The organism is Proteus sp. G2618 (assembly GCF_009915995.1).
In the GTDB taxonomy this organism is placed as follows: Bacteria; Pseudomonadota; Gammaproteobacteria; order Enterobacterales; family Enterobacteriaceae; genus Proteus; species Proteus terrae.
The window spans coordinates 447,748-468,943 of record NZ_JAABNI010000023.1; the positions used below are offsets into that span (position 1 = coordinate 447,748).

Annotated in this window: 17 protein-coding genes; 10 read left to right on the forward strand and 7 right to left on the reverse strand. The window is 38.2% G+C overall.

Annotated elements, in window-relative coordinates; translation table 11 throughout:
* Positions 1–20 precede the first annotated feature (20 nt).
* Positions 21–1,307: a glutamate-1-semialdehyde 2,1-aminomutase gene (gene hemL, locus GWJ01_RS14055; protein WP_109401260.1), complete on the reverse strand. Its 1,287-nt coding sequence runs from the start codon at positions 1,305–1,307 to the stop codon at positions 21–23.
* A gap of 275 nt (positions 1,308–1,582) precedes the next feature.
* Between hemL and erpA the strand changes: the two genes are divergently transcribed.
* Entirely contained in the window at positions 1,583–1,927 is a 345-nt protein-coding gene (erpA, locus tag GWJ01_RS14060) for an iron-sulfur cluster insertion protein ErpA (RefSeq protein WP_006534944.1), read from the forward strand.
* 216 nt (positions 1,928–2,143) lie between these two features.
* On the opposite strand, the gene btuF is transcribed toward erpA, so the two are convergent.
* A complete protein-coding gene (btuF, locus tag GWJ01_RS14065) occupies positions 2,144–2,971 on the reverse strand; it encodes a vitamin B12 ABC transporter substrate-binding protein BtuF (RefSeq protein ID WP_161711219.1) in 828 nt (275 codons plus the stop codon).
* A gap of 104 nt (positions 2,972–3,075) precedes the next feature.
* Entirely contained in the window at positions 3,076–3,771 is a 696-nt protein-coding gene (gene mtnN / locus GWJ01_RS14070; RefSeq protein ID WP_109393319.1) for a 5'-methylthioadenosine/S-adenosylhomocysteine nucleosidase, read from the reverse strand.
* A 127-nt stretch (positions 3,772–3,898) separates the two neighbouring features.
* Here mtnN and dgt point away from each other — a divergent pair, with 127 nt between their 5' ends.
* From dgt to GWJ01_RS14090, 4 genes are all read left to right on the forward strand, one after another.
* Positions 3,899–5,407, forward strand: coding sequence for a dGTPase (dgt, locus tag GWJ01_RS14075; RefSeq protein WP_109393320.1), 1,509 nt, complete (start codon positions 3,899–3,901; stop codon positions 5,405–5,407).
* Positions 5,408–5,796: 389 nt separating this feature from the next.
* Positions 5,797–7,122: a 23S rRNA (uracil(1939)-C(5))-methyltransferase RlmD gene (rlmD, locus tag GWJ01_RS14080; protein ID WP_109393321.1), complete on the forward strand. Its 1,326-nt coding sequence runs from the start codon at positions 5,797–5,799 to the stop codon at positions 7,120–7,122.
* A gap of 71 nt (positions 7,123–7,193) precedes the next feature.
* Positions 7,194–9,431 carry a GTP diphosphokinase gene (gene relA, locus GWJ01_RS14085; protein WP_098940995.1) on the forward strand — a complete coding sequence of 746 codons (2,238 nt, stop codon included), beginning with the start codon at positions 7,194–7,196 and terminating at the stop codon, positions 9,429–9,431.
* A gap of 182 nt (positions 9,432–9,613) precedes the next feature.
* Positions 9,614–9,925, forward strand: coding sequence for a colicin E1 immunity protein (locus GWJ01_RS14090; RefSeq protein ID WP_227003104.1), 312 nt, complete (start codon positions 9,614–9,616; stop codon positions 9,923–9,925).
* A 17-nt stretch (positions 9,926–9,942) separates the two neighbouring features.
* On the opposite strand, the gene GWJ01_RS14095 is transcribed toward GWJ01_RS14090, so the two are convergent.
* Entirely contained in the window at positions 9,943–11,217 is a 1,275-nt protein-coding gene (locus GWJ01_RS14095) for a colicin-like pore-forming protein (RefSeq protein WP_234566165.1), read from the reverse strand.
* Between the two features lie 244 nt (positions 11,218–11,461).
* Between GWJ01_RS14095 and mazG the strand changes: the two genes are divergently transcribed.
* The 4 genes from mazG (at position 11,462) to GWJ01_RS14115 (ending at position 17,477) form a co-directional block, all read left to right on the forward strand.
* Entirely contained in the window at positions 11,462–12,259 is a 798-nt protein-coding gene (mazG, locus tag GWJ01_RS14100; RefSeq protein ID WP_161711220.1) for a nucleoside triphosphate pyrophosphohydrolase, read from the forward strand.
* Between the two features lie 511 nt (positions 12,260–12,770).
* A complete protein-coding gene (pyrG, locus tag GWJ01_RS14105; RefSeq protein WP_109393325.1) occupies positions 12,771–14,408 on the forward strand; it encodes a glutamine hydrolyzing CTP synthase in 1,638 nt (545 codons plus the stop codon).
* A gap of 62 nt (positions 14,409–14,470) precedes the next feature.
* The gene (eno, locus tag GWJ01_RS14110) at positions 14,471–15,772 is read left to right on the forward strand and encodes a phosphopyruvate hydratase (RefSeq protein ID WP_075673392.1); all 1,302 of its coding nucleotides are present in this window, start codon (positions 14,471–14,473) and stop codon (positions 15,770–15,772) included.
* Between the two features lie 322 nt (positions 15,773–16,094).
* The gene (locus GWJ01_RS14115) at positions 16,095–17,477 is read left to right on the forward strand and encodes an SLC13 family permease (RefSeq protein ID WP_109393326.1); all 1,383 of its coding nucleotides are present in this window, start codon (positions 16,095–16,097) and stop codon (positions 17,475–17,477) included.
* 259 nt (positions 17,478–17,736) lie between these two features.
* Here the strand turns inward: GWJ01_RS14115 and mltD are convergent, their stop codons facing one another.
* Together mltD and gloB are read right to left on the reverse strand one after the other, a co-directional pair.
* Positions 17,737–19,071, reverse strand: a complete 1,335-nt coding sequence (mltD, locus tag GWJ01_RS14120) for a murein transglycosylase D (RefSeq protein ID WP_109401257.1) — start codon at positions 19,069–19,071, stop codon at positions 17,737–17,739.
* A gap of 75 nt (positions 19,072–19,146) precedes the next feature.
* Entirely contained in the window at positions 19,147–19,902 is a 756-nt protein-coding gene (gloB, locus tag GWJ01_RS14125) for a hydroxyacylglutathione hydrolase (RefSeq protein WP_109401256.1), read from the reverse strand.
* Positions 19,903–19,940: 38 nt separating this feature from the next.
* Between gloB and GWJ01_RS14130 the strand changes: the two genes are divergently transcribed.
* Positions 19,941–20,657, forward strand: coding sequence for a methyltransferase domain-containing protein (locus GWJ01_RS14130; RefSeq protein ID WP_109393329.1), 717 nt, complete (start codon positions 19,941–19,943; stop codon positions 20,655–20,657).
* A gap of 4 nt (positions 20,658–20,661) precedes the next feature.
* Here the strand turns inward: GWJ01_RS14130 and rnhA are convergent, their stop codons facing one another.
* Positions 20,662–21,150 carry a ribonuclease HI gene (rnhA, locus tag GWJ01_RS14135; protein WP_075673396.1) on the reverse strand — a complete coding sequence of 163 codons (489 nt, stop codon included), beginning with the start codon at positions 21,148–21,150 and terminating at the stop codon, positions 20,662–20,664.
* Between the last annotated feature and the right edge of the window lie 46 nt (positions 21,151–21,196).

The window sequence follows — 21,196 nt, forward strand, 5'->3', positions numbered from 1 at the left end:
ATCAAAAAACTAATCGGTTCTTAGCCTTTCATCTGAGCAAAAGCATATTCCGCTGCATCAATAGTGCGTTGAATATCTTCTTTGGTATGAGCGATAGACATAAAGCCAGCTTCAAATGCAGAAGGTGCAAGGTAAACGCGTTTTTCTAGCATTAAATGGAAGAACTGTTTGAAGCGTTCAACATCGCAGTTCATCACATCTTGGTAGCAAGTGACTTCTTTTGCATCCGTAAAGAATAGACCAAACATACCGCCAACATGGTTGATAACCATTGGAATACCCGCTTGTTGTGCTTTTTCAAGTAAACCATCAGCCAGCATTGTTGTTAGTTCATTTAATGTTTGATGAACACCCGGTTGTGATACTTCGTGTAAACAGGCGAGACCTGCTGCCATTGCAATGGGGTTGCCTGATAAAGTACCCGCTTGATAAACAGGACCAATTGGTGCGAGTTTAGACATCACTTCCATATGTCCACCAAATGCCCCCACTGGCATACCGCCACCAATGATTTTACCTAAGCATGTTAAGTCAGGATCAACATCGTAGTAAGCTTGTGCGCCACCTAATGCCACGCGAAAGCCGGTCATAACTTCATCAATAATCAGCAATGCACCAAACTCATCACATAATGCACGCAAGCCCGGTAAGAAGTCTGCTTTTGGTGGTACACAGTTCATATTGCCTGCGACAGGTTCAACAATGATACAAGCGACTTCTTCAGGGTAGTTTTCAAATGCTTGGCGTACAGAATTCAAATCATTGTAAGTACAGGTTAAGGTGTGTTTTACAAAATCAGCCGGTACACCCGGTGAATTTGGCTGCCCCATAGTTAATGCGCCAGAGCCCGCTTTTACTAATAGGCAATCGGCATGACCGTGGTAGCAACCTTCAAACTTAATGATTTTGTCACGACCAGTGTAACCTCGAGCAAGGCGAATAGCGCTCATTGTCGCTTCTGTCCCTGAGTTCACCATGCGAACCATGTCCATGGAAGGTACAAGTTCAGTGACTAGATTTGCCATTTCAACTTCAGCAGCTGTTGGTGCACCAAAGCTTAGACCTTTTTGTACAGCGTCAGCAACAGCATGACGAATGGAAGGGTGGTTGTGACCTAAAACCATCGGTCCCCATGAGCCGACATAGTCAAGGTAAGCTCGTCCATCAACATCATAAATATACGCACCATTAGCACGTTCAATAAAAAGAGGGGTTCCACCTACACCGTTAAATGCTCTAACAGGTGAGTTGACACCGCCGGGGATCACTTGTTGTGCGAGATTATAAAGCGTTTCAGACTTGCTCATGTCAGACTCCTAATGATGGGTGAGCGTAAGATTAAGGCGTATTCTAAAGCACCATGCAGATGAAGCCAAATATACGACAACAACATTTTGATTTATCACTGTTATTGTGGGTATGTGGTTTATCGTAAAAAGTGATAGGTAGCAAAAAGTGTATTTTGTCCACAACAAACTTGAAGGTTATGAGCAGGTATTAGATAATCATCACATTATATCAGCAAGAATATTAAATTTTTGCTGGCTGTTTTTTTGCTGGAATACCCAGTCTGGAGTGAACAATGAGTGATGATATGGCTCTGCCGTTACAATTTACTGACGCGGCTGCAAATAAAGTAAAAGATTTGATTGCGGATGAAGAAAATCCAAATCTGCGTTTACGTGTTTATATCACGGGTGGCGGTTGTAGCGGATTCCAGTATGGTTTTACCTTTGATGATGCAATGAATGAAGGTGATATGACCATAGAAAAACAAGGCGTTGCCTTAGTGGTTGATCCGATGAGCTTGCAGTATTTAGTGGGCGGTTGTGTGGATTATACCGAGGGATTGGAGGGGTCGCGTTTTATTGTGACGAATCCTAATGCTAAGAGCACGTGTGGTTGCGGTTCCTCCTTTAGTATTTGATCCTTCTTTGGCGTCGTGGCTGTGCAGTAGTGCCACGGCGTTAGGGCTGCGCTCGTAATGCTCACATACTAATGTATGCTCCGCTTACTGTGCTATCTCTGCCTTGTTGCACTACTTGCTCGCTCACGACTTTTGTCTGCGGTTACTCTTCTCTTCGTTATTTTTGGTTGTTTAAAAGGCTGTGTATTAATGGCTATTGAATAACTGATTATTTTACTAATGGTTCGTTGCTATTGCCTTACAAACTTGCTGTGCTGCGTTAATAATACGCGGTGCAGGTCGGCTAAAACTATCTTCATCAATAGCAATAACCGGTACAGTAAGCTGAGGTTGCCAAAATGCTTGTACTGTAGGTATTTGATCTGCTTTACCACTGAATATAATTAAATCGGGTTGCCTTGTAAGTACTTGCTCACGGCTTACTTGAGGCCATGACACTGAGCTATTAGCGAAGATATTTTCACCGCCACAAAGTTCAGTAATATGGCTTTGTAATGAGCTATTTGATGTAGTAAATAACGGCTGCATCCCAAATTGAATAAACACTTTTTTCTTGGAGTGATTCGATATAGTTGATGCGTATTGCTGCTGCAACGCTTGATATTGCTGGCGTAATTGTTGGGCATTTTTTAATGCAATATCAGGATGATGGCTATAATTGGAAAGAGTAATGAGATCGTCTGCGATTTCTTCAATACTTTGTGGATCAGAATAGATGATAGAAATACCCAAAGCTTTTAACTGATCTAACGAACGTTGTGGATTACCGCCTTGCCATGCAATCACTAAATCAGGTTTTAATAATAGAATGCGTTCGATATTAATACCCTGCCAATTGGCAACTTGTTCAATACTTTTAGCTTCCGCTGGATAATCAGAGTAAGCACTAACTCCTACTATATTATCACCCATACCCGCGGCGTAAGCTATTTCAGTGGCTGATGGCGATAGCGTAATAATACGATCAGCAGGCGTGATAGCAATGGCAAAGCTTAGCCAAAATAATGAACAGAATAATAATCCAAAATTGATAAATAAACGCATTACTTTTCCAATAATAAAAAATACCCACCTATTTTTTATCTTAGAATAAATAAGAAATAAAGGTGGGGTATTGATAAAACGATATTAGGATTATCTCGGCTTAATTAGTCTTTTAATTTATCCAACATCGCTGTCACCATTAAACTTGATTGTTCTGCTGCTACAGATAAAAATTCATCAAAGCTTAAATGCGATTCTTTATCAGCCACATCAGAAATAGCGCGAACCACAACAAATGGTGTGTTGAATTGATGGCAAACATGACCAATCGCGGTGGATTCCATTTCTACGGCAGCAACATCTGGGAATGTACGACGAATGCGCGCTAAAGGCTCTGCACCATTAATAAAGGCATCACCGCTACAAATTAAACCACGAACAGCATTTAATTTTAGCGATTCAATACACTCTTCTGCGATGCTAACAAGTTTAGGATCTGCAATAAAAGCAGGAGGGCATTGTGCCATTTGACCAGGTTCATAACCAAACGCAGTAACATCTGCATCGTGATAGCGAACTTCTGTTGAAACAACGATATCACCGACATTTAATCTTGAGTCTAAGCCACCCGCAGAACCAGTATTGATAACAACATCAGGGCGAAAATGCTCAAGCAATAAGGTTGTGCCAATTGCAGCCGCAACTTTACCAATACCTGATTTCAATAATGCAACATCAACACCGTTGATTGTGCCTGTATAGATTTCACAACCGCCACGAGATAAGATTTGGCAATCTTCAATTTTCTCACGCAGAAGTGTGATTTCTTGCTCCATTGCACCTATTACGCCAACTCTCATTGTGTCATACTCACTTGTAGGTTAATAATAAATAGAAATTTAAATAGAGTTTAACATCTATCGGAAAAACACGATATAACACAAAGAATAGAGAATTCGTTTCATCGAAACCAGAATGAGGACAGAAATGATCGATTTTAAGCTGAAGTTAAATTATCAACGCAAATATAACAGCAGTGATATCGATATTAACGATGAAATACAGGTGTCTCGTCAATTTGAAAGTGATCGTGGCCGTATTATTAACTCAGCAGCCATTCGACGTTTACAACAAAAAACACAAGTCTTTCCTTTAGAGCAAAATTCTGCAGTACGTAGCCGTCTTACACATTCTCTTGAAGTTCAGCAAATTGGTCGTTATATCGCTAAACAAATTATCGGTGAATTAAAAAAACAAAATAAGCTTGAAGCTTATGGCTTAATTGATCGCATCGATAGTCTTGAAAGTTTAATTGAGATGGCGTGTTTAATGCACGATATTGGCAATCCACCTTTTGGTCATTTTGGTGAGGCCGCGATTAAGCATTGGTTTCAAAAAGTATTATCACCAGAGGCGACCGCCGAATTCGATAGTTGCCCGTTTATGCCTATGCAGTATTCAGCTAAAGTGCAATTAAATGAATTGCGGCAAACTTTACGCCAAGATTTATGCCAATTTGAAGGCAATGCTCAAGCTATTCGAATGGCGCATCATCTTCTTAAATTGAATTTAACCTATGCTCAAATTGGCTGTGTATTAAAATATACCCGTCCTGCTTATTGGCAAGGTGAAATCCCCAAAGAATATAGCTATTTAATGAAGAAACCGGGGTATTACTGGTCTGAATTAGCATTCGTAAAAGAAGTACAAGAAAAATTAGATATGGGGGAATTTTGTCGCTTTCCTCTCACATATATTATGGAAGCTGCCGACGATATCTCGTATTGCATTGCGGATTTAGATGATGCGGTAGAAAAGGGGATTTTTGATATCAACCGCCTTGTTCAACTTTTACGAGATGCATGGCGTGAAAATGGTGATGTGACCGAAGGTGATTTATTCGATATTACTGTGAATCGGGCTTATAAAAAAGTTGATCAAAATGAAGCCAAACGTAGTATGCAAGATCAGTTTTTTATGTATTTACGAGTTTATATTACAGGAAAATTAGTCCCTTATACGGCGTACCGTTTTATAAAAAATCTCCCCCAAGTTTATGAAGGGAGTTTTAATCACGCCTTATTGGAGGGGAATAGTGCTGAGCATCGTTTATTAACAACATTAAAAAGTGTCGCTAAAAAATGGGTGTTTAGCCATCCTGAAGTTGAAGAACTTGAAATGAAAGGATATCGCGTGATCAGTGGATTACTGGATATCTATAAGCCCTTGCTTTTATTATCAACTGAAGATTTTTTAAGATTGCATAAATATAACGAACATCCTAAATATGTAATTGAGACGCGTTTATATCATAAGCTTTCTGTTAAACATAAACTGGCTTATAACGAAATGTTAGAAAAGCTAAATGATATAAATACTGAAAGAGGAAAAATTTTAGAGTTTTATTATCGTACCAGATTAATTCAAGATTATATCAGTGGAATGACTGATCATTATGCTTATGAAGAATATAGAAAATTAATGGTTTGTGATTAATTTGTAATCATTAAGAGAAATGCTATCTAATTGATTGGTGATAATTTTTAGACTTTTCTTAGTGATAATAAATGTTTATTAAAATAACAGAAAATAGATGTTATTAATTGTAAATATATTCAATATAAAAGTTATATATAATATTTGTTAGTTATAGAACAATATAAAATTCATAAAGCGAGTGCCTTAGGTTGTTATCATTAAAAGTTTTCTCAATTTAACAAAAATATTGCTTATATCAGTTAAGTAAATAACTTGTTCGATGTTATACTCTTCCCATGTTTTCTTCTGAAATGCATAGTCATTCATGTAACGCTGAAAAACATACAGCGTATTCTAAAACGATGTCATTTCACTGTTAATCCGTCATTGATACTTAATTTAATACTATGGTGCAGTTTTATTCTCCTAAAAAACGTCCTGTGAAAAAACAGGCGACAATTCTGGAAGTGACCGCCAGTGCATTGGATGCAAATGGTCAAGGTATTGCTCATGCTGAGGGCAAAACGATTTTTGTAAAAGGATTACTCCCACAAGAAACTGCTCGTATTCGTTTAACAGAAGAAAAGCGCCAGTTTGCTAAAGGCGAGGTTATTAAACGTTTAACTACCAGTGAGCAGCGTATAACGCCTCATTGTGAATATTATGAGCGTTGTGGTGGTTGTCAGCAGCAACATGTGCCGATTGCGTTACAACGTACAACAAAAGCGGGTGTGTTATCACATCTTATTAAACGTGAAACGGGAGTGGTGATTTCAGCGGAACCTGTTATTGCCGGCGCTGAATATGGTTATCGTCGTAGAGCAAGATTGGGATTGCGTTATCAACCTGAAAAAGGGTTGGTGATGGGATTTCGCCAAGAGCGCTCTAATGATTTGGTCATGATAAAAAAATGCCCAGTATTAAAACCACAGTTAAATGATTTATTGTCTCCTCTTTGGGCATGTCTTAAACAATTAACATCAGTACGTGATTTAGGGCATGTTGAAATGGTGCTCGCCGATAATGGGCCGTTGGTGATTTTACGTCATTTATCACCATTACCTGAGAGTGATAAACAGAGTTTGCGTGATTTCTCTCAAACTCATCAAGTTACGATGTATCTTGCAGGTGATAATAGCGAGATAGCTCGATTAACTTCAATTGAGAAGGAACCCTTCTATCAAATAGAAGGTCTAAATTTACGTTTTGCACCTACTGATTTTATTCAAGTAAACGATGAAATAAATCCTAAGATGGTTGCTCAAGCTATTGAATGGCTTGATTTATCGCCAGAAGATCGCGTGTTAGATCTGTTTTGTGGTATGGGAAACTTTACTTTACCTATCGCAAAACGTGTTAGTGAAGTGGTGGGGATCGAAGGTGTACCTGCGCTGGTTGAAATGGCGAAAAAGAATGCAGAACTAAACCAACTGGGTAATGCGCATTTTTGGCATGCAGATTTATCAGCTGATTTCTCTGCGATGTCGTGGTCGAAAGAAGGATTTAATAAAGTGTTGTTAGATCCCGCAAGAGCAGGCGCTTCGGAGGTAATGTCACATATTGTGAAGTTATCCGCAGAAAAAATCGTGTATGTCTCCTGTAATCCGACCACGTTAGCCAGAGATAGTAAGATATTATTAGATTCTGGATATCAGTTAACCGGTTTAAAAATGTTGGATATGTTTCCACAAACGGGTCATCTGGAATCAATGGCACTGTTTAGTCGAAAGTAAATTTACTTGAAAATAAACAGTTAGCCAGTAAATAAGTCGCAAATAAGATTTATACCGTGTAGGGAGAGAATATGGTTGCAGTAAGAAGTGCTCACTTAACACCTGCAGGAGAGTTTGCTGTTGATAAATGGGTCAATAGCTTGAACTTAACCCATGTCAATGCGGGTAGTGAAATCATGCAAACCTGGGAATACTGCCATCGTACTGTTCAAGGGCGTGAAGATGCCGAACTGTTATTGTGGCGTGGTGTTGAAATGGTTGAGCTTCTTTCGACACTAAGCATGGATAAAGACAGCATGAGGGCAGCGCTTCTTTTCCCTCTTGCTGAAGAAAATCTTATTGATCAGGAAATTGTTACTGAACACTTTGGTGATGCTATTTGGAGCTTAGTGCGCGGTGTTATGGAAATGGATGCCATACGCCAATTAAAAGCGACACACACTAATGAAACAAGTTCGGTTCAGGTAGATAACGTGCGCCGCATGCTGTTATCTATGGTGGAAGATTTCCGTTGTGTGGTCATTAAACTTTCAGAACGTATTGCCCATTTACGTGAAGTGAAAGATGCCACAGAAGATGAGCGCGTACTGGCTGCTAAAGAGTGTTTTAATATTTATGCACCATTAGCCAACCGATTGGGTATTGGTCAATTAAAATGGGAATTAGAAGATTTTTGTTTCCGCTATCTTCATCCTGATGAATACAAAAAAATAGCAAGTTTGCTTCATGAGCGTCGTATCGATCGCGAACAGTACATTGATAATTTTGTCAGTACAGTACGTGGTTATATGAAAGAAGAAAATGTCGATGTAGATATCTATGGACGTCCCAAACACATCTATAGTATTTGGCGCAAAATGAAGAAAAAAAATCTCGCATTCGATGAGTTATTTGATGTGAGAGCGGTACGTATTGTTGTTGAACGCCTTCAAGATTGCTATGCGGCATTAGGGATTGTGCATACTCATTTCCGTCATTTACCTGATGAATTCGATGATTATGTCGCAAATCCAAAACCGAATGGCTATCAATCTATTCATACAGTTGTATTAGGGCCCGAAGGCAAAACGGTTGAGATCCAAATTCGTACTCGCCAAATGCATGAAGATGCAGAATTGGGTGTGGCAGCGCACTGGAAATATAAAGAAGGGGCAACTGGAGCTGCAACGAAAGGCGGTACAGGCAGTTATGAAAACCGCATTGCATGGTTACGTAAACTGATTGCATGGCAAGAAGAGATGGCGGATTCTGGCGAAATGCTGGATGAAGTCCGTAGCCAAGTCTTTGATGATCGAGTTTATGTCTTTACACCAAAAGGTGATGTGGTTGATTTACCAGCGGGATCAACACCACTTGATTTTGCTTATCATATTCATAGTGATGTGGGACACCGCTGTATTGGGGCGAAAATTGGCGGGCGTATTGTACCGTTTAGCTATCAATTACAGATGGGTGACCAAATTGAAATTATCACGCAAAAACATCCTAATCCAAGTCGTGATTGGTTAAATCCTAACTTAGGTTATGTCACCACAAGTCGTGGGCGTGCGAAAATTCATAACTGGTTCCGTAAGCAAGATCGCGATAAAAATATTCTTGCTGGGCGCCAGATTTTAGATAACGAATTGGCGCATATGGATATCAACATGAAAGAAGCAGAAAAACTGCTGATTGCACGTTATAACGTGCATAGTGTTGATGAAGTATTAGCAGGTATTGGTGTTGGCGATATTCGAATCAACCAGTTGGTGAATTTTATTCAAAGTAGATTGAATAAAGCCACTGCGGAAGATGAAGATAAAGAAGCTCTGCGGACACTAGAAAACAAAACGCCAGCACCAAGAGCTACTGGATCAGGTGGAAGCATTGTTGTCGAAGGCGTAGGTAACTTAATGCATCATATTGCACGTTGTTGCCAGCCTATTCCAGGTGACAATATCGTCGGCTTTATCACTAAAGGTCGTGGTATTTCGATTCACCGTGCAGACTGTGAGCAACTAGCTGAACTGCTTTCTCATGCACCAGAACGTATCGTTGATGCGGTATGGGGAGAGAATTACTCTAGTGGCTATTCATTAGTTGTTCGCGTTGTTGCCAATGATCGTAGTGGATTATTACGTGATATCACCACTATTTTAGCGAATGAAAAAGTGAATGTACTAGGCGTCAGTAGCCGTAGTGATGTGAAGCAACAAATTGCGACAATTGACATGAATATTGAGATTTATAATCTCCAAGTATTAGGTCGTATTTTGGCAAAACTTAATCAGTTGCCTGATGTGATAGAGGCGAAACGCTTTTCTCACTAAAACATTAAAATGATAAGATGCCGAGACAACTGTTCTCGGCATTTTTTTATCTAAAAATCAGAAAAACTGTATATTTAGTTAGTAATTAAATTGTTATGGTTTATTTAAAATAAATATGGTTTTAAATAAAAGGGATCTAGTAGATAAATATGAAGATAACTAAACAATATTATATTAAAAATATGTGTTGGGGGTGGTTTATTGGTTTTTGTTTTTTATATCTTTCTTGGAATGATGAATTTAGATATAAAACTATTTATTTAATTATTAATATTTATGGAACTATATTCTTCCCTGTATCTAAATGGATAATTGAGATTTTCTTTCTAAGATTCACTACAAGAGAGTTTTGGAATAAGGGATTGTTTATGGATACACCAGGGAAAATGGGAGGGTTAGCGATATATCATGGCGTCATTTTTTTATTGACGATCCCAATTACAATTATTCATATTATAGTTGTATTGATAAGAGGCCACTTATTAAATAAGTAACCACTTATTTAATAGAATTAAATTCCTAAAAATTGGTTGGCTTTTTCAACTAAATCATCATTTATTAATGCACCAACACCAGCCATGATTAATCCATAGCCTAATATGCCTATAGGCCCTCCTAGGAGTACACTAAATGTAAACCCAGTAATTGCTGTACCCGCCATTCCTACGATAATCGTTTCTGTTTTGACAAAAAAAGGACGCCAATTATCGGTCTGTATTGCTTTATGTAATTCAGTAGCCCAATCTGCAAAGTTAATAGCGTAACTCGTGTAGGCCATACCTTTACTAAATTTTTTTAATTTTTGAGTTATATCATCGAGTTTGATCGATTCCAATGCGGTTGCAATAGCTTTACGATCTTTGGCATTAATTTTTCTATTGATATCCGCTTTGTATTTTTCGTAAGCTTTTAGCGCATCATCAACGTTACGGATGGTTTTTCCTCTGGTTTGTTGTGCTAAAGATTCCGCTAATTTCTTTGCTTTATCACCATAAGCATTAAACACTTCTTTATAAAAATCAGCCGTAAACTTTATTGAATCATGCAACAGCTTAAATTCATCGTTTGTTTGTTCTTTTTTATTTGTTTGTTGAGCTAGAATATCAGCAATTTGGAAATTGCGATGTGTAAACGTCATATTATTATGGAAATCTTGGCATGCGGATTTAAAATCTTGTTCTCTAATATATTTTTGCATCTCAGGAAAATTATTTATATTGTCTGCGCCTTTATCTGCATATAAGGCATGTAAGGCTAATCGTACTGAGGGTAGCCAGCGGGAATATTCCCCAAATTTTTCACCTATATTTTGTAACATAGGGTCTGGATGAGGACTAAAATGAATATCAAAGAGAAAACCATTTATATAGTTCATTTTTTGGTAAAACATTCTACTTAGATTCAGATCTGCTTCGAATATATGACTTATATTTTCATTATTTAATGGAATATTGTTTTCTTTCATATTCAATAATAGTAATGGAGAGCTTTCATTAAACTCGTTTGATCTGTGCATTAAAGCACGGCCATAAGGTCGCATTCTTAATGTTTTTTTTAATGCTAATTCGGTTTTTTGTTTTAAGTAAGATTTACATTCATTTTTAAATGCTGGGCAATTTTTCTTTCCACAAACTGGGCATTCTTGGTTTTTATTCTGCATAAAAGCATTGCAAATAATATTTGTAGCTTGATTAAATGAAAAATTATTATTAAAAGCATACTCTGGAATATAAGCACTATGTGGCGTTACAGTTAATGAACTAAATTGAATTACATTTTCACTCATTTTATTAATCCTTTGATAAAAATGACGTATTTATATGATGTTGAAAAGTGGATTTATAGCGAGGAGTATATTTGTAAATAACAAATTCATAGTTCAATTTAAAATGTCATTATTCTTTCAAAAAAGTTATTTTTAAGATCTTGAGCTTGAAATGATAAGATGCCGAGACAACTGTTCTCGGCATTTTTTTATCTAAAAATGTGTTAAACAGGATAAAGCTCACTCTTATTTAAAAGGCAATATGATGTCAGAAAATCGTGAAATTTTTCGTTTATTAGAAATTATGGCGCAGCTACGTGATCCTAATACTGGATGCGAATGGGATAAAGTGCAGACTTTTGACACTATTGCACCTTATACATTAGAAGAAACGTATGAGGTGTTAGATGCTATTACTCGTAAAGATTTTACAGATTTAAAAGAAGAGTTAGGCGACTTACTTTATCAAGTTGTTTTTTATTCACGCATGGCGCAAGAGCAAAAGTTATTTGATTTTAATGATGTTTGTGACGCCATTAGTAATAAGCTAGAACGTCGTCATCCTCATATTTTTGCCTCTGAAAGCGAAAACAATTTATCAACAGAAAAATATCGCTGGGAAAAACTTAAAGCGCAAGAGCGTGAGGCTAAAGCACAATTTTCATTATTAGATGATATTCCTGCCACATTACCCGCTTTGATGAAAGCAGAAAAAATTCAGAAACGATGTGCTTCTGTCGGATTTGATTGGAATGAACTTGAACCAGTATTAGGTAAAGTGTTTGAGGAAATTGATGAAGTGATGGCTGAAGTGAAAAAAACACCTCAAGATGCGTCTAAAATTGAAGATGAATTGGGTGATTTATTATTTTCAGTTGTAAATTTATCTCGGCATTTAAAACAAAAACCAGAACAAGCATTAAATCGAGCATGCCGTAAATTTGAACAACGCTTTCGCTTTGTTGAAAAAACGCTCTCGGAAGATGGCATAGGCATAGAAAATGCTTCATTGGAAGAGATGGAGATCTGTTGGCAGAAAGCAAAGAAACAACAGATTGAGTGAATTGTGACACGCAAATTAACGCCAGCGTGACATAAAATGCGATAAAAATAGTCTATAACATCTCGTTTTTTCAGCCATTTTTATAAAAATTTTTAAAAAGCGAAATTATAAAAGGTAATTTCGTTTTTTTGTTTTTGGGTAATTTTAAATATTGCCGTTACATTTCATTGCATTGAAAATGTGATTAACCTCAAAAAAATTAAAAGCATGATCATAAGCAAAAGATCTCGCTATAAACCTGCTACACTTAATATCGTGAAAAAAATAAAGCATCTCTTTTCTAAAAGTGGTATCTTAGCTGAAAGGATTAAGCTAAAATGCTTGAGAAATATTTTCACGGGTTTAGTTTATTGAATTTTTACTGTTTTTTCGTGTTTAAACGGATAAGTGGCGTGATGAAAAAGAACTTTATACTACTAAGAATGTTTGTAGCGAAAATAAGGTTCGGGTATACTGTGTTCCCGTCCAGTTATATCCATCATCCTAATACACCTAAACTTTCAGGTTCAGCATGAAAACGAATTATATTTTTGTGACCGGCGGGGTCGTATCCTCTCTGGGTAAAGGCATTGCCGCAGCCTCTCTGGCGGCTATACTCGAAGCCCGTGGACTCAATGTCACCATGATGAAGTTGGATCCGTATATCAACGTCGATCCTGGTACTATGAGCCCAATTCAGCACGGGGAAGTCTTCGTCACTGACGATGGTGCTGAAACTGATCTCGACTTAGGACACTATGAGCGCTTTATTCGCACGAAAATGACTCGTCGTAATAACTTCACGACAGGTCGCGTATACTCTGAAGTATTACGCAAAGAGCGCCGTGGTGACTATCTTGGGGCTACAATTCAAGTTATTCCTCATATCACTAATGAAATTAAAGAACGCATCATCCGTGGCGGTGAAGGCCATGATGTCGTTTTAGTTGAAGTCGGTGGGACAGTTGGTGATATCGAATCTTTACCATTCTTAGAAGCGATTCGCCAAATGGCAGCAGAAGTGGGTCGTGAGCACACATTCTACCTGCATTTAACATTAGTACCTTATTTAGCCGCTTCTGGTGAAGTGAAAACCAAACCAACTCAGCATTCTGTAAAAGAATTACTGTCGATCGGTATTCAGCCTGATGCGTTGATTTGCCGTTCAGACCGCGTTATTCCTGCAAACGAACGTGCCAAAATTGCACTGTTCTGTAATGTGCCAGAGAAGGCGGTTATTTCATTAAAAGACGTCGATTCCATTTATAAAATCCCTGCACTATTGAAATCACAGGGATTAGATGATTATATCTGTAAACGATTCAGCTTAGATTGCCCAGTTGCAAATCTTGCAGAGTGGGAACAAGTTATTTACGAAGAAGCTAATCCTGAAGGCGAAGTAACCATTGGTATGGTTGGTAAATATGTTGAATTACCAGATGCCTATAAATCAGTGATTGAAGCATTAAAACATGGTGGCTTCAAAAGCCGTGTTACTGTAAATATCAAATTAATTGATTCACAAGACGTTGAAACCCGTGGCGTAGAAATGCTTAAAGGGTTAGACGCAATCTTAGTACCAGGTGGTTTTGGTGAACGTGGTGTTGAGGGCAAGATTATGGCTGCTCAATATGCGCGTGAAAATAAAATCCCTTACTTAGGCATTTGCTTAGGTATGCAGGTTGCTATGATTGAGTTTGCACGTAATGTCGCTGGTATGGAAGGCGCAAATTCCACTGAATTTGCACCAGATTGTAAATATCCAGTTATCGCATTAATTACTGAATGGCGCGATGAAAATGGCAACATTGAAGTGCGTTCAGGTGAAAGTGATTTAGGTGGCACGATGCGCCTTGGTGCTCAGCCTTGCCATTTAAGTGGTGATAGCTTAGTCCGTACACTGTATGGCAAAAACACCATTACAGAGCGCCATCGTCACCGTTATGAAGTAAATAATCTACTATTAAAACGTATCGAAGATGCGGGTTTACGTATTGCAGGTCGTTCAGTAGATAACAAACTGGTGGAAATTATTGAAAATCCAAACCATCCTTGGTTTGTTGCTTGTCAGTTCCACCCAGAGTTTACCTCAACGCCGCGTGACGGCCATCCGTTATTTGCAGGCTTTGTGAAAGCAGCCTTTGATAACCAAAAAGGCCTGCTGAAATAGGATATATGAGAAGAGATAGGGTATCTCTTCTCGGAAATTTAACTTGTACAGAGGAAAACCGAATGTCCAAAATCGTTAAAGTACTTGGTCGTGAAATTATTGATTCTCGTGGCAACCCAACAGTTGAAGCAGAAGTTCACTTAGAAGGTGGTTTTGTTGGTATGGCGGCTGCTCCATCAGGCGCATCAACAGGTTCTCGCGAAGCTTTAGAATTACGTGATGGTGATAAATCACGTTTCTTAGGTAAAGGTGTTCTGAAAGCGGTTTCAGCTGTTAATGGTCCAATCGCTAAAGCGATCCTTGGCCAGGATGCAAAAGACCAAGCTAACATCGATAAAATCATGATCGATTTAGACGGTACTGAAAACAAATCAAACTTTGGTGCAAACGCAATCCTAGCGGTTTCTTTAGCAAACGCAAAAGCAGCAGCTGCTGCGAAAGGTATGCCTTTGTATGAGCACATTTCTGATCTGAACGGTACTCACGGTCAATATTCTATGCCTCTGCCAATGATGAACATCATCAATGGTGGTGAGCACGCAGATAACAACGTTGATATCCAAGAATTCATGATCCAACCAGTTGGTGCGCCTACTCTGAAAGAAGCAGTGCGTATGGGTTCAGAAATCTTCCATCACTTAGCAAAAGTGCTGAAAGCAAAAGGTATGAACACTGCAGTTGGTGACGAAGGTGGTTATGCACCAAACTTAGAATCTAACGCTGCTGCATTAGCTGCTATCAAAGAAGCAGTTGAGAAAGCAGGTTACGTTTTAGGTAAAGACGTTACTCTGGCTATGGACTGTGCAGCTTCTGAGTTCTACAACAATGAAACTGGTAACTACGAACTGAAAGGCGAAGGCAAAACCTTCACTTCACAAGAGTTCACTCATTATTTAGAAGAACTGACTAAACAATATCCAATCGTTTCTATCGAAGATGGTTTAAACGAATCTGACTGGGATGGTTTCGCATACCAAACTAAAGTTCTTGGTGACAAAATCCAACTGGTTGGTGATGACCTGTTTGTAACTAACACTAAGATCCTGAAAGAAGGTATCGACAAAGGCATCGCTAACTCAATTCTGATCAAATTCAACCAAATCGGTTCACTGACAGAAACTTTAGCTGCAATCAAAATGGCGAAAGATGCAGGCTACACAGCTGTTATCTCTCACCGTTCTGGTGAAACAGAAGATGCAACTATCGCTGACTTAGCAGTTGGTACAGCAGCTGGCCAAATCAAAACAGGTTCTATGAGCCGTTCTGACCGTGTTGCTAAATACAACCAACTGATCCGTATCGAAGAAGCATTAGGTAACAAAGCACCTTTCAACGGTCTGAAAGAAGTTAAAGGCCAAGCATAATCTTGCTTATTTGATTAAAAAATCTTATTAATCTGAAAGGGGAGAACCTTAAGTTCTCCCCTTTTTTTTGATTTTTTTTCAGAAAAAAAAGAATATTTATTCTTAACATCTTTGAAAAAGTGTGATGTGTAAGAGGAAATAGTGTTCAATTATTACTCTTTTATTAATAAATTGGTTAATTCTCGTGGATGAGATCCCAATTATACGTTTTGCACATTTTCAATGGTGCGAAATGTTTTTATATTTCACATATAACCTATTTCGTTAACAATTATGGCTTAGTGAACCTAATGTTCATATCAGCTAATGTGGAGTATTATCAATGGACGCGTCCAATTTAGCCCCATCGGCGAAATCAAGCCCGATAAACAAACGAGGGTTAATTATTCTGGCAATCGATGTCGTTTTATTATTACTTTTGCTTGAATTTTTACCTTATGATCCAAAGGCCAATGCAGGTTTAGCATTAATGGTGTTTGTGGGAGTGTTATGGCTAACGGAAGCTATTCACGTTACGATCACAGCATTATTTATACCTATTTTAGCCGTCGTACTTGGGCTAATGAATACCAATGAGTCATTAAAATCATTTGCGAATCCCATCATTTTCTTATTCTTCGGTGGCTTTGCGTTAGCGACAGCGCTTCATATTCAAGGGTTAGACCGCTTAATTGCTAATCGCTTGCTGATGATTGCAAAAGGTAAACTCTCAATTGCGGTATTGTTGTTATTTGGTGTCACTGCATTATTGTCAATGTGGATCAGTAACACTGCAACAGCAGCAATGATGTTACCTTTAGTGTTAGGTATCTTATCTAACTTAGATATTCGTTCAGAGCGTAATACTTTCGTATTCGTATTATTAGGTGTTGCTTACAGTGCGAGCATTGGTGGCTTAGGTACGCTAGTGGGAAGCCCGCCAAATGCGATTGCAGCAGCTCAATTAAACTTAGATTTCATTACGTGGATGAAGTACGGTGTCCCAATCATGCTGGTATTATTACCTATCATGTTTATCGTGATGTATCTAATGCTACGTCCTAACTTAAAACATAAGTTTGATCTGAAATTAGAAGTATTAGAGTGGAATAACAAACGTGTTATTACCATGATCATCTTCTTAATTACTGTCGTATGCTGGATCTTCAGCTCTTTTATCAGCAGTGCTTTTGGTGGTGTAAAAGATTTGGATACCGTTATTGCGGTCAGTGCTGCAATTGTTATCGGTGTTACAGGCGTAGCCAGTTGGAGCCAAATCCAAGAGAACACAGAGTGGGGAGTATTAATGCTGTTTGGTGGTGGTTTAACACTAAGCGCAATTTTACAATCATCTGGTGCAAGTTTGGTTATGGCTGACTTTATGAAAGATACCTTTGGTAATAGCCATTGGTTCGTGATTATCCTTGCAGTAACAACCTTCATCATCGTATTAACTGAATTTACCAGTAATACAGCGAGTGCGGCGTTATTAGTACCAATCTTTGCAACTGTTGCACAAGCATTAGGTATGCCAGTAATGGCGTTAACTATGATTATCGGTATCGGTGCATCTTGTGCGTTCATGCTACCTGTTGCAACCCCACCAAATGCGATTGTCTTTGGTTCTGGTTACATCAAACAGACAGAGATGGTACGTGTTGGTGGTGTACTGAACTTAGTGTGTATCTTAGTTATCTCTCTGTTTGCTTGGTTCTTCTGGCTATAAGTTAGAACGCTAAATTAATCAAATAGAGATAAAAATGAAGCGCTTGATAATTAAATATCAGGCGCTTTTTTATTGCCTATTATGTTGAATAATAAAGGGGGGGGATTCAAACGAAATTAAATAGAAAAAAGGAAGAATAAAAGATGCGATTTTCTTGAAAGGGATTACTCATTGAGAAGAAAGAAAAAAGCCATCTCTATTTATCACCTCTAAGGCATTAAATATATTGATGGCTTTGAAGAAACTAAAGTGCAGAAAACTATTTTATATACAGTGTTAATTGAGTACCCGGTTTTAACATTTTAATGTCAGCGTTCCAGCCCATTAACTGTTTTAGGTTAATGCCGTGACGACGGGCAATACTGTAATAAGAATCACCTTGGCGTACTTTATAGTAGCTTGGTGAAGGTTTTGTTGGTTTCGTTGTTGTGGTGCTACTGACACTACCCGCATTATGAATTTTTAATGTCTGACCAACCAGTAATGTGCTCTTTGCATTTAACCCATTAATACGCTGTAAATCTTTGATACTCATATTATAGCGACGAGCAATAGCGTAAAACGAATCTCCTGAACGAACCTTATAAACGCCTTCTTGCTTAATAGATTGATTCGTTTTGGCGACAGCCAAGCGAATAGTTTCTAATACAGCTTCATCTTCAAAAGCGTTACGGAATTGGTCAAGCTTATTGCGAGGCAACATAATGACATGAGGGCCATTCGGTGCAGTTATTCCACGTTTATAGCCGGGGTTATAGTCTTTCACGGTATTAATAGGTAACTGACTTAATTCAGCGACTTTATTTAACGTGATTTGCTCACCGACATCAAATGAGGCTAATGCTTTATCGCGATAGTTACTTTTTGGAAAAGTAATATCTTGTTCGTTTTCACGAATAACCTTACTTAAAGCGAGGATTTTCGGCACGTAATTCATCGTTTCTTTAGGTAAAGAAAGCGACCAATAGTCTGTTGGTAAGTTTTGACTTTCATTTGCCTTTATTGCTTGCATAACACGGCCTTCACCAGCGTTATAAGCAGCAAGGGCAAGTGCCCAATCACTATCAAACATCACATATAAACGCTCTAGTAAATCAAGAGCCGCTTTAGTTGATGCCATAACATCACGACGACCGTCATACCATTGATTTTGTGTCAAACCATAGTAATTACCAGTTATTGGTACAAATTGCCATAAACCCGCTGCATTTGCTGAAGAGGTAACATGAGGATTAAACGCACTTTCAACGACAGGAACAAGTGCAAGTTCCATCGGTAATTCACGTTTTTCAATTTCATCAATAATCGAATACATATAAGGCTCAGCACGAGCAGCAACGCTCTGTATATGTTTGGGATTATTTAAAAAATATAATTCTTGCTGCGAGATCCTTTCATTTTCAGGGAGATCCATTTTCAATTCACTTACCACATAACCCCATAAATTGGTTTTTACATCATATTGAGGTTGGTGAGAAGTTGAAGTCCCTTTCGTTGATATTGGTGCGTTCGCAGACAAATTAGGTTTAATGTTCTCAGATTGCTGGCAGCCCGCCAGTAGCAATATGGAGAACAAAATCGCTTTTGTCTTCATAATAGAAAAATTCATCCTGTGTGTTTTTTGAACCAAATGATACTTAGTGTGCCAAAATAAAACAACCAATAGGAATTAAAAGTTGTCTTTTAATTCTCTTAATTTTGTAAATGTCTTAATTGGAGCATAAGTATTAGTGGTTATACCTAAAATCCTTTGCAAATCAATATCGTCAGATTTCAAAAAAAGATTAATATTCTTTTCGTTTTTCAGTGTTATTGGCACAGTAGGTTGCAAATTTTTACGCATTTCACTAACTTGGGCTAAATAATCGGTAATAAGTGCATTTTCTGGCATGATATGATGTGCAAAGGTCATATTTGATAGGGTGTATTCATGAGCACAACAAATTAATGTGTTATCAGGTAAAGCACTTAATCTTTGTAATGAACTGAACATTTGTTGTGCGGTGCCTTCGAATAAACGGCCACAACCACCAGAAAAAAGTGTATCGCCACAAAATAGATAGGGCTCGCAATAATAAGCAACATGACCCAATGTATGGCCCGGCGTGCCAATCACATTAAAAGTAAAAGAGCCAACAATAATGCGCTCTTGATTATGAATAATATTTTCAGCCCCTTTACTTTGTGTTTCTTGTGGGCCAAAAATGTCGATGTTAGGATATTTTTTTACAAGTTCAGCAACACCACCAACATGATCATCATGATGATGGGTTAATAAAATCGCGATAGGTGTTAGTGAGCGTTGTGAGAGTATTTCAATAACAGGTTTGGCCTGTGACGGGTCCACAATCACACATTCACTATTTTCATTACTTAATAGCCAAATGTAGTTATCGGATAAAGCAGGAATTCTGATAAGCTCCATATAAGTTACCTTACTTATAAAATATAAAGGGTTAAACGATGAAAGCAGCGCGTTCAGTAAAACCAATTACAATGCCGGATTCTTGGCGTGATATTCCTTGGGGAGAATATTATCGCATGGCGATTGAATTGCGTTTACAAAACTGGTGGCCGAAAATGTATGGCTTTCATTTGCTGAAACTCGGTCAACTCAGTGCCGAACTGGATACCAAATTAAGTATCGTTTCACATCAAGTCAATGTGACATCGAATGCAATAAATGCGAATGTTATGGCGTCTTTGGATTATCTACCCTTTGAAAATAAATCGGTTGATGTTTGCCTTATGGCTCATGTGCTTGATTATAGTGCAGATCCCCATTGGCTATTAAGAGAAGCTGATCGTGTTCTAATTGATGATGGCTGGATAGTATTAACGAGCTTCAACCCTATTAGTTTATTAGGACTGGGTAAATGCACGCCTCTTTTGCGACAAAAACAGCCTTATTCAAGTCGTATGTTTTCACTTCGACGCCAAATTGATTGGCTTAGTGTGCTAAATTACGAAGTGATGACACAACAGAATTTTCAGATTATGCCATTTTCAAGACCAATAAAACGTGATGGTAGCCGCTATCACACCGGAGGATGTTTAAATTTAATTATTGCTCGTAAAAGAACGCTTCCTTTAACACCCACCGCGTTGAAATTTGCATTGCCTCGTATGAGTGTAAAAGGTCGAGTTTTAGGGGCTACACGCAATCATTCAGAGCCATAAAATATTACTCGTTGGCTGTCTTATCTTTCTGGCTTTCAATATAGCCAGTGTCTTCTTGTGTAGGTGATTGAGCCGCCGTTTTTGCTAATTCATCACAACGTTCATTTTCATCATGACCTGCATGGCCTTTTACCCAATGCCATTCGATTTCATGACGAGTAATAGCACTATCTAAGCGTTTCCATAAATCGACATTAAGCACTGGGCTTTTGTCTGCTTTACGCCACTGGCGCTTTTTCCAGCTATGGATCCACTGTGTGATACCCTGTCTGACATATTGGCTATCTGTTGTCAGTGTAATTTTACAAGGGAATTTTAATGTTTCTAATGCTACGATAGCGGCAAGAAGTTCCATTCGGTTATTGGTGGTCATAAAAAAACCTTCACTTAGGGTTTTTTCATGTTGTTGATAGCGTAAAATAGCGCCATAACCGCCGGGACCTGGGTTGCCTAAGCATGAACCATCGGTGAATATTTCTACCTGCTTGTGCATAAAGGCGACTTATCCTTTTTGATTAATACGAAAAACTAACCCTAAG